We start from the raw sequence: 10,666 nt of genomic DNA, 5'->3' as shown, positions 1-10,666 counted from the left end.
CGATATTTACAAGTTAGTGAATAGCTTATTGGGATTAGCAACTAAATTTAGTTTAACTTATAAAAATCATGAAACACTGTTCGAATTTTAAGCGTGGAACATGAATAATCAATAAAAAGCCGCTCTGCTGGTGCCCTATATTTCAGAACGGCTTGCTTTAATATAATGATATTTAAAGAGAAATATCAAGCATTACGTATAACGTGTATTATGTTAATTTTAGGAAAAGTGAAAAATAATCTACAATAGAATCTACGAAAAATTGGCCATCAATTATGCCTGATTTCTCCAGTGGAAATAATTGGATTGTGAGATCCCCCACTCAAAATCATAAATTAGAAAGAATTGAAGCATTTCTTTCCAATTATGCTTATAAACCTCACCGACATGATACTTATGCTATTGGCAGGACTCTTTCCGGAGTTCAAAACTTTCATTACAAAGGTACATTGCAACATAGCTTGCCAGGCATGACTATGGTTCTACACCCGGATGAAAAGCATGATGGTGAATCAGGAACATTAGATGGCTATCGCTATAGAATGATTTACATCGAACCAGCGATGATCCAAACCATTTTAAAGGGTAAACCTTTGCCTTTTATCAGACATGGCTTAAGTAATGATATTCGCCTGTTTAGGGCAATGGATAGCTTTCTAAATAATATAAATAATTATATGGATACCCTAGAAGAGGAAGATGCTCTATTTGATTTGGCAACTACACTGTGTGAAATTTCAGATACTTCATCTAACCAAAACAAAAAATTTGACTACAAGGCAGCAGAGAGAGCGCGTGAGTGTATTTTGGCGTATCCACATGAAAACTTAAGTTTGTCAGATTTAGAGAAACATGCTGATCGTGACCGCTGGAGCCTTTCTCGTGATTTCCGATTATTATTTGGAACTAGCCCACACCGTTATATGATCATGCGTCGCTTAGAAACAGTTAAGTTCTACCTTGCTCAAGGGGAGTCTATTGTTAATGCTGCTTTAAATGCAGGCTTTTTTGATCAGAGTCATATGACCAGACATTTTATAAAAACATTTGGTTTAACTCCCACTCAATGGAAAATGATAAATATTAAAAGATAGCCGTTCGATTTGAACGGCTAATTTGTCCTACAGCAGATTTATTCCATTAAGAAAATCTTTGAACATAAAAAGCCCTGATAAAATCAAGAGTATACCCATCAGCTTATTTAGCCGATTAAACCAGATAGGATTAGCAATTTTGTTGCCTAATACTTTTCCAACCAGAGCATAGGTGAATGGTGCGCCAACAGCACCAAGTGAAATCAGTAAAGAAACTATCAAGATCATGATTCCTGTGATTTTGGCTGCAGGGTACATAATTGTCGTAACAGGTAGAATGACGAGAATGGCTTTTGGATTTAATAACTGAATAAATAAGCCATTTAAGAATGTTAGATGGCTTTCTTGCTGTTGAGTTGTTTCTACATTCGCCCTAATCATTTTTATAGCCAAGTAGAATGTATAAATTGCACCCGCTAAAGCAATATAATGAATCAATCCATGTGGAATAACAGCTTCACCTATATAGCCAAACAATACGAATAAGATCAACATGGCGAAACCAATGCCTAGGTAAAATCCTATAGTCTTTTTTAATTGACCTGTAAGGCCAGAATTTAGCCCCATAAAATTTACAGGGCCTGGGCTATACATAACGCTTAATGTATAAAGAAATATTTCCACAGAGTTCACTCAATTAGATAGCAATAAACATCAAAGAGAGAACGGTATCGAGTTATAGGCCTTAAAGATTGTACGTTTGTGCTGAACTAATTAAAAATTTCTATTTAACTTATGTTCACCTAAAGTTCACTTCATAAGTGTATAAAGAAACTATGTATTGTATTTTCAATTGCTTATATAAATATTAGTCTTGGTTTAGAATTTTAAAGTTCATGAACTATGAGAAAAAACTAAGATACGATCAAAATTGTAGAACAACAAAATTATTTATACTAATTTACAAGCCACGCTGTTTAAGCGTGTCATTAAAAAATAAATCTTTTAATCTCTCCACACAATCTCCACACAATCTCCACACAACATCAGCAATTCATAAACACTGCTATTTCAAAATAGTAGTATCTAAAACCCCCCCTCTGAAAAAGCATGTCAACACATTATCATTTAATAGGTTCAATACTTATTACAACTGTACTTTTAATCGGCTGTACACAAGCCAAAGATGCTGAACAGTCCCCAACAGAAATGCCACCAGCGGTTGTCAGTACCATCACGGTATTACCGCATTCCATGAATTTAATTGAAAATCTTCCAGGCCGTGTTGTCGCTTACCGTATTGCTGAAATTCGCCCGCAAGTAGGTGGAATTGTTGATAAAGTACTTTTTAAGCAAGGCTCTTATGTGCAAGCAGGTCAACCGCTTTTTAAATTGAATTCTGAAATATTTCAGGCAGATGTAAAAAGCAATCAAGCCACTTTAAACCGTGCACAAGCTGAGGTGACACGTTTGCAGGTGCTGTTAAAACGCTACACTGAATTAGTAAAAGTAAATGCGGTTAGTCAGCAGGAATACAACAATACCGAAGCAGATTATCAAAAAGCAAAAGCCGATGTGGCGCAAATGCAAGCCATGTTAAGCAGACAACAACTTAATCTTAAATATGCGACTGTTACAGCCCCTATCTCGGGAACGATTGGTGAAATCTTAGTGACTGAGGGTGCATTAGTTGGTCAAGGTGATACTAATGCAATGGCCGTAATACAACAGATTAATAAAGTCTATGTTGATGTAAAGCAATCAATTAGTGATTATGAAAAACTACAGGAAGCTTTACAGCAAGGTGACGTGTCAAATACCAAACATACGGTTGAAATCCTAAATAGTCAGGGTAAACCTTATAACGTTACAGGTGAAATCCTATTTTCGGATACTAAAGTTGATCCTGATACGGGTGATGTCACAATCCGTATTTTAGCCAATAATGAAAATCAAAAACTTTTGCCAGGCATGTATGTTCGAGTCAATATGAGCCGAGCTCAAGTTGAAAATGCGCTCCTAGTTCCAGAACAAGCGATTCAACATGATATTAGTGGTAAAGCCAATGTTACGATTGTTAATCAAAAAGGTTTAGCGCAAAGCAAGCCTGTTCAGCTTGGTCAACGTTATCAAAATAACTATGTGATCAAACAAGGGTTACAAGCAGGTGAGAAAGTCATTGTTGAAGGGGCTGATCGTATACAGCCTGAGCAAAAATTAAAAATTAAGCAGTGGCAACCTACAAATATTAAGGAAAATGGAGGACAGCAATAATGTCCCAATTTTTCATTAGGCGTCCTATTTTTGCATGGGTGATTGCTTTATTTATTATTCTGTTGGGTGTACTAAGCATCCCCAAGTTACCTATTGCACGATTCCCAAGTGTTGCGCCACCACAGATTAGTATTACGGCAATCTATCCAGGTGCTACGCCAAAAACATTGAATGATAGTGTTGTGACCTTGATTGAGCGGGAAATGTCAGGTGTCAAAAACTTACTTTATTACAGTTCAAGTTCAGATAGTTCTGGAACAGCAACAATCACCGCAACATTTAAACCAGGTACAGATGTAGAACTTGCACAAATTGATGTGCAAAACAAAATTAAAGCCATTGAGTCACGCTTACCTCAAACAGTGCGACAACAAGGGCTGATGGTCGATGCTGCGTCGTCTGGTTTTTTAATGATGGTGGGCTTAAGTTCACCGAATGGCAAATATAGTGAAATTGATGTCAGTGACTATATGACTCGCTATGTGATTGAAGAATTAAAGCGGGTTGACGGTGTTGGTAAAGTCCAAAATTTTGGTGCTGAAAAAGCCATGCGGATTTGGGTCGATCCAGATCGTTTGGTTTCTTATGGATTGAGTATTCAAGATGTGAATACAGCCATCCAAAACCAAAACTTGCCGATATCACCAGGTCGTATTGGTGATGTTCCTGCTTTGACGGGGCAACAAATTACTATTCCTTTAACTGCTCAAGGTCAATTAGAAACTGTAGAGCAATTCAAGAAAATTAGTTTACGTGCTCAACAAAATGGCGCCAATGTTCGACTGTCGGATGTCGCTCGTGTCGAAATCGGGGCACAGATGTATAACTTTGCGATTTTAGAAAATGGCAAAGCCTCTACAGCTGTGGCGATACAAATGAGTCCTGGTGCCAACGCTGTCAAGACTGCAGAAGGTGTTAAAGCGAAAATTGAACAGTTAGGTTCAGCACTGCCTGATGGTATGAAATTCTCTATACCTTACGACACTGCACCTTTTGTAAAAATCTCGATTGAAAAAGTAATCATGACATTGCTTGAAGCTATGGCATTAGTTTTTATTGTCATGTTTATCTTTTTACACAATGTTCGATACACCTTAATTCCGGCGATTGTTGCACCGATTGCATTGCTTGGCACATTCTCAGTCATGCTGCTTGCTGGTTTTTCGATTAATGTGCTGACCATGTTCGGTATGGTGCTTGCGATCGGGATTATTGTCGATGATGCGATTGTGGTCATTGAGAATGTTGAACGCATTATGGCGACAGAAGGCTTATCTCCAGTTGAAGCCACATCTAAAGCCATGAAGGAAATTACCAATCCGATTATTGGCATCACCTTAGTGTTAGCCGCTGTATTCTTGCCGATGGCATTGGCGTCAGGCTCAGTGGGGATTATCTATCGTCAGTTCACCATTACCATGTCGGTTTCAATTTTATTCTCAGCTTTCCTTGCACTGACATTAACCCCTGCGTTATGTGCAACGATGTTAAAACCGATTGATCAAGACCATCAGAAAAAGGGTGTTTTTGCATCGTTTGATCGCAGTTTTGAGAAGCTGAACAATCGCTATGAACGCAGTTTATTTAAAGTAATTAAACATAAAACCCTCGCAATGTTATGTTTCTTAGGCATTGTCATTGTGCTGATTTTTAGTTTTAAACACGTTCCGACTGCGTTTATGCCAGAAGAAGATCAGGGGTGGTTTATGACTTCGATTCAACTTCCTGCGGATGCAACTCAAGAACGTACCCGTAAAGTCGTTGCTGAGTTTCAAAATTATTTAGACCAAGAAACGGGGATTAAAGACAATATGGCGGTCTTAGGTTTTGGTTTTAGTGGATCTGGTCAGAATACAGCGATGTATTTTACCAATCTATTGCCATTCGAAGAGCGTACTATTACGGCACAAGAAGTCGTGAATAATGCCAATATAGCGATGGCTGAAAGTTCAGAAGGTCAAACCATGTCTGTGTTACCACCAGCAATTGATGAATTGGGTAACTCATCTGGTTTTTCACTGAGATTATTAGATCGTGGCAATATTGGCATGCCTGCTTTAAGAGAAGCACAAGATCAGCTTTTAGCATTAGCAGCACAAAGTAAAATCGTGGCGGAGGTCTATCCTGAAGGTTTGCCAGATGGCAGTTCTGTACAGCTTAAAATTGATAGAGATAAATTGCAGGCATTAGGTGTTAATTTCAGTGATGTGACCGATATTATTTCAACCTCAATGGGTTCGATGTATATCAATGATTTTCCAAATCATGACCGTATGCAGCAAGTCATTGTGCAACTTGATGCCAAATCACGCATGAGTATTGAAGATATTCTTCAGATTAAGGTGAACAGTCAAAGCGGTAAATTGGTTTCAATGTCTGAAATAATTACTCCAATTTGGCAACATTCCCCACAACAATACAATCGTTACAACGGTCGTCCATCATTGAGTATTTCTGGCAGTCCAGCAGCAGGTATATCTTCAGGACAAGCCATGACTGAGATGGAAAATTTGATTGAACAACTTCCGAAAGGTGTGGGTTATGAGTGGACTGGGATTTCTCTAGAAGAAAAACAGTCGGAATCACAAACCTTGTTTTTATTACTGTTGTCGATGTTAGTCGTTTTCCTTGTCTTGGCAGCGCTTTATGAAAGCTGGTCAATTCCATTCTCTGTGATGCTAGTTGTCCCTCTAGGGTTGATTGGCGCCTTTTTAGCAGTAATGTTACGTGGTATGCCAAATGATATTTTCTTTAAGGTCGGCATGATCACGATTATTGGTCTATCTGCAAAGAATGCTATTTTGATTGTTGAGTTTGCAAAAGCACTAAGAGAAGAAGGAATGGGTTTAGTGGAGGCAACCGTTGCAGCCGCTAAATTGCGCTTACGTCCAATCCTAATGACATCTTTGGCATTTACCTGTGGCGTTATTCCTTTAGTCATTGCCAGTGGCGCTAGTTCTGAAACTCAAAAAGCGATTGGTACAGGCGTCTTTGGCGGCATGATCAGCGCAACAATTCTAGCTGTTATTTTTGTACCGATTTTCTTTATTGTCGTCATGAGCATGGTTGAGAAATTCTCGAAACGTAAAGCGGCACATTAAGCATCAAAACTGAGAATAAAAGCTGTGGGTTAACGAGTTTAGCCCACAACAAATCTTTCATTTACATCTTTATTTCAGAATTGATTTAATAAACCATCAATATAGGTTTAATCATGAAAGCTACCAATCTTGATCCGAAACGCTGGTGGATATTGCTCGCTGTCGTGCTTGCATTTCTGCCGATTGTGATTGATATGACTGTACTGCATGTTGCGGTTCCCTCATTAACCCAATCGCTGAGTGCCACAAGTAACCAAGTCTTATGGATTATTGATATTTATCCATTACTTATGGCTGGACTTTTAGTTCCGATGGGAACTTTGGCTGATCGTGTCGGCAATCGTAAGATTCTGCTGATTGGCTTGGTTATATTTGGAATTGCCTCAGTCCTTGCGGCATTTTCCCAAACGGCTTCTATGCTGATTGCCGCACGTGCTTTATTAGCATTAGGCGGTGCCATGATTATGCCCTGTGTATTGGGTATTATTCGCAGAACCTTCGAAGACAGTCGCGAACGTGCCATTGCGCTGGGTATTTGGGGCACAATCGGATCAGCCGGTGCCGCCATTGGACCGCTCATTGGTGGGGGATTGTTAGAATATTTCTGGTGGGGTTCAGTTTTCCTGATTAACGTCCCAATCATGCTGGTTGTCGCACCAATGTGCTATTTCTTATTGTCCCGAAAAGAAGCTATAACCCCTGGACATTGGGCATTTGGTCAAGCGCTATTGCTGATTGTCGGTTTGATTTCGTTTGTATATGCACTAAAAGCAGGCTTAGGCGGTAAACAGTCGTTGTTGATTGTCTTGCCTTTGGTCGTTTTATCTATCGGCTTATTAACCATATTTGTACGCAAACAGCTGAATTCTCCTCAGCCGATGCTAGATCTTTCGCTATTTTCACGTCCTGCTATTTTAGCCGGCATTATTATGGCAATGGTTGCTGCAGGCGCTTTGGCAGGGGTTGAGTTAACTTTGGCAATGGAGCTGCAATATGTCATTCGTTTAACACCGCTGCAAGCCGGTCTTTTTATGGTTCCGATTATGGTTGCGGCCGCTATTGGCAGGCCTATTGCTGGTTTTTTATCCAATAAATTTGGACTCCGTCTGGTTGCGACCATGTCATTAATATTGGCAGCAATTGCGTTGGTCAGTTTGAGTTATTCAGATTTTCATCATCCGGGAATCATCGTTCCCTTTATTTTAGCTTCGATTGGATTAACACTGAGTATTGGTTTAACAGCTTCATCCATTGCGATCATGGGCTCAGTACCTGCAGAAAAGGGCGGTGCGGCAGGTTCACTTGAAAGTACAGGTTATGAACTGGGTACAGGACTAGGTATTACTTTATTTGGTGTTTTCATGGCCTATATATTTGGCAGTCATCTTCAAGTGCCGTCAGATTTAACTGCTGTTTTAGCAGAAAAAGCCAGACTTTCGATTGGTGATACCTATTTAGTGGCGAGCCAGTTACCCGTTGAACAAGGTACAGCATTGATTAACGCAGGTAAAATTGCCTTCAGTTCAGCTCATGTTAATTTATTATTAACAGCAGGGATTATCATCGGGATACTCTCCATTGTGGTATTTTTTATGCTAGCTAAATATCGAGATGAGAATTCATTGTGATGAAATTTATTTGAGGATCATCAAACAGAATGGTTAAGTTCAGACATCAATTTATCTTAAATTTATGGTTTAAATTAAGCCGTATTAATCTGAACTTAACACATTATAAATGAGTTGATGTCTTACGATTTAGTTGAATAGTAAAACAGCTGCCACCTAAGTTTTTGGATTTAGAATAATAAATATGACCTTGGTGTGCTTCAATAATTGCATCAATCACTGCCAAGCCTAATCCAGTACCGCCATCTAGACATGATCTAGAGTCTTCCAGTCGATAGAAGGGTTTGAACAGGTGTTTAAGATGCGATTCATCAATACCAGGACCTTCATCTTCAAACGTCAATACCCAATGTTCTGCTGTGGTTACAGATGTAATATTTATTTTTCCAGCATTCGAATATCTTAGAAAGTTAGAGAACAATGCAATAAAGACCTGTTCCATCCTTCTTATATCAACGCAAACCAATTTATCCGTCAAATTTAAAACAATAGTTAAACCTTTAACATGAAACCGTTCATTAAACATCTGCAGACATTTTTCAATACTATTTTTTAAATTGGTCTTTTCTAGTTCTAATCGTAATTGTTTATTTTCAATAAGTGTCAGTGTCCGTAAATCTTCCACAAGGTAAGATAAGCCTTCGACTTGGTTCAATAAGCTTAGGTGTAAAGCTTTATCGGCAATAAATATACCATCGACAATACCTTGCAAGCGACCTTGTAATATTGTCACAGGTGTTCGTAATTCATGTGCAATTGCAGCATTCCAAACAGTTGAATTCTTAACTGATACTTCAAGTTGGTTTGCCATTTCATTGAAGTTCTCAATAAGAGACTTGATTTCATGTGGAATATCATGATGTGGCTGTTTAATTCTGAGTGCTAAATTGCCTTGTTGAATTTGTTGAATAACATCTGCTAAATCACTAATTGGCTGTGTATAGCGTTTTCCATATTTAAAGGCGAGGATAGTAGAAAGAAAAAAGCCTGTTAATAGCACTAAAAACAGCCAGATAAAGTCAACGGAGGTAACTGAAAATTCATTTGAATTAATAACTTGTGTATTTAGAAAACCTATTTTTATCGCCCAGCTATAAACAAAATAGCCAATCATGAAAGATAACAGCGTAATGCCTAAATTGAATAGGCTCATCATGATAATAAACTGGAAGTTAATTCCAACAGAATTTTTAAAAAAGTTAAATTTCATGATTTTGATCTAAGCGATACCCCACGCCACGGACATTGATTAATAAGCCATTTACATCATTTTCTTCAAGTTTTTTGCGTAATTTGCTGATATGGCTATCTACAGTGCGATCTAAAGCATCACTTTCAGGCATACAGTTTTGGATCAATTCATTACGTGTAAAGACTTTATTCGGTGTTTTTGCCATCAAAAACAGTATCTTATACTCAGTTAACGTAAGGTTGAGCAACTGATTTCTTTGACCATTTGAAATGTAAACTTGATGATGATCTGGATTAATTTCAATATTTCTATAACGAATAATATTAGTTATTTCCATATTTTGGCTTGTACTTCGTCTAAGTACGGCTTGTATTCGTGCAATCACTTCGTTTGGGTTAAATGGCTTAATAATAAAGTCATCAGCACCCATTTTTAGCCCCATGATCTTATTCACTTGATCATCTAAGGCAGTCAGCATAATGACAGGTAAATGACTTGTTTGACGGATGATTTGTAGAATTTCCCAGCCATTTAGTTTGGGTAATTTAATATCAAGGAGAATCAGGTCGATAGAGTTGGCTTTTAGGCACTCTAAAGCTTGTTGTCCATCCAATGCACGGATGACCTGCATGTTTTCATTTTTTATGTATTTTTCAAGAATGTCACCAATATCATAATCATCTTCTACAACGAGAATGACGCTGTTTTCGAAGCTGTGCTGTAGATTTGGATACATATATTTTATCTTAGATGAAGTAGCTATGCATTTTAACATTTAATTGTGTAATGGAGATGATTAGACGAGCAGTCATTTATATTTGTAATTGAGGGGTGACATATAATAAAATTCGTTGCATATCAGTATTAATGAACAAAATGTCAATTATCATTCATTTAACATAATGGCTGTTATACGAAACGAGAGTGTTAGAACCCATTTAAAGTGTCTATATTCTCACCAATAAAAATGTCCGGTTTCTCCGAGGTAAAATATGACTTTTGAACAAAAATAAGCCATTGTTTATTCTTTTTATTTCCAACAAAATTCCAGAACTCATCTACTTCGAGAGATTCATAATGACTTTGCTGAGGCTGAATTTCATAGGTTGATTCAGTTAAAGTACGTAAAACTTTACCGATACTGATGCGCTCAACTTCAGCAATATCTCGTATACCGCTGCCTCTGACCATCAACTGTAATATTTTACGAGTAATACCTGACTTACATCCTAGATAGCTCAGTGCATGATCACCAATAAACTGACGTTTACAGTCTTTGCACTGATAGTTTTGTTTCCCATCTACTTTGATACCATTTTTCTTTATACTATCACTGAGGCAGGTTGGACATTTGATTGCTAGAGTTATTTGCATTTCTCTATTTTATCAAAATCCAATCGGCTTTTTCTTCAGCATACTTTTTGAAACACTACCAAA

General features: G+C 37.9%; 7 protein-coding genes and 1 pseudogene. 4 read left to right on the top strand and 4 right to left on the bottom strand.

Annotation, left to right across the window (positions count from 1 at the left end; translation table 11 throughout):
- Positions 1-275: 275 nt before the first annotated feature.
- Entirely contained in the window at positions 276-1,094 is an 819-nt protein-coding gene (locus FTU05_RS16350; protein WP_032073151.1) for an AraC family transcriptional regulator, read from the top strand.
- Positions 1,095-1,121: 27 nt separating this feature from the next.
- Here the strand turns inward: FTU05_RS16350 and FTU05_RS16345 are convergent, their stop codons facing one another.
- Positions 1,122-1,718 (bottom strand): LysE family translocator, encoded by a 597-nt coding sequence (locus FTU05_RS16345; protein WP_074163998.1) that lies wholly within the window; start codon positions 1,716-1,718, stop codon positions 1,122-1,124.
- A gap of 426 nt (positions 1,719-2,144) precedes the next feature.
- Here FTU05_RS16345 and FTU05_RS16340 point away from each other — a divergent pair, with 426 nt between their 5' ends.
- From FTU05_RS16340 to FTU05_RS16330, 3 genes are all read left to right on the top strand, one after another.
- Positions 2,145-3,308, top strand: coding sequence for an efflux RND transporter periplasmic adaptor subunit (locus FTU05_RS16340; RefSeq protein ID WP_032073150.1), 1,164 nt, complete (start codon positions 2,145-2,147; stop codon positions 3,306-3,308).
- Complete coding sequence (locus FTU05_RS16335) at positions 3,305-6,409, top strand: multidrug efflux RND transporter permease subunit (RefSeq protein WP_270915313.1); 3,105 nt, start codon at positions 3,305-3,307, stop codon at positions 6,407-6,409. The genes FTU05_RS16340 and FTU05_RS16335 overlap by 4 nt, the downstream gene beginning before the upstream one ends.
- A 113-nt stretch (positions 6,410-6,522) precedes the next feature.
- A complete protein-coding gene (locus FTU05_RS16330; RefSeq protein WP_180166069.1) occupies positions 6,523-8,037 on the top strand; it encodes an MFS transporter in 1,515 nt (504 codons plus the stop codon).
- A gap of 103 nt (positions 8,038-8,140) precedes the next feature.
- On the opposite strand, the gene adeS is transcribed toward FTU05_RS16330, so the two are convergent.
- The 3 genes and pseudogenes from adeS to FTU05_RS16315 all read right to left on the bottom strand — a co-directional run.
- Positions 8,141-9,247 carry a two-component sensor histidine kinase AdeS gene (adeS, locus tag FTU05_RS16325; protein ID WP_032073131.1) on the bottom strand — a complete coding sequence of 369 codons (1,107 nt, stop codon included), beginning with the start codon at positions 9,245-9,247 and terminating at the stop codon, positions 8,141-8,143.
- Entirely contained in the window at positions 9,237-9,965 is a 729-nt protein-coding gene (gene adeR / locus FTU05_RS16320; protein WP_032073130.1) for an efflux system response regulator transcription factor AdeR, read from the bottom strand. Before adeR ends, adeS begins: the two co-directional genes overlap by 11 nt.
- A 269-nt stretch (positions 9,966-10,234) precedes the next feature.
- Positions 10,235-10,603: pseudogene (locus tag FTU05_RS16315) on the bottom strand (IS1-like element ISAba3 family transposase); the annotation flags it as partial.
- Positions 10,604-10,666: the final 63 nt, after the last annotated feature.

It is taken from the genome of Acinetobacter sp. YH12049, assembly GCF_013419875.1.
GTDB classification, from domain to species: Bacteria; Pseudomonadota; Gammaproteobacteria; order Pseudomonadales; family Moraxellaceae; genus Acinetobacter; species Acinetobacter amyesii.
The sequence above is the reverse complement of the archived record's forward strand: the minus strand, read 5'-3'. Positions and strand labels throughout refer to the sequence as shown.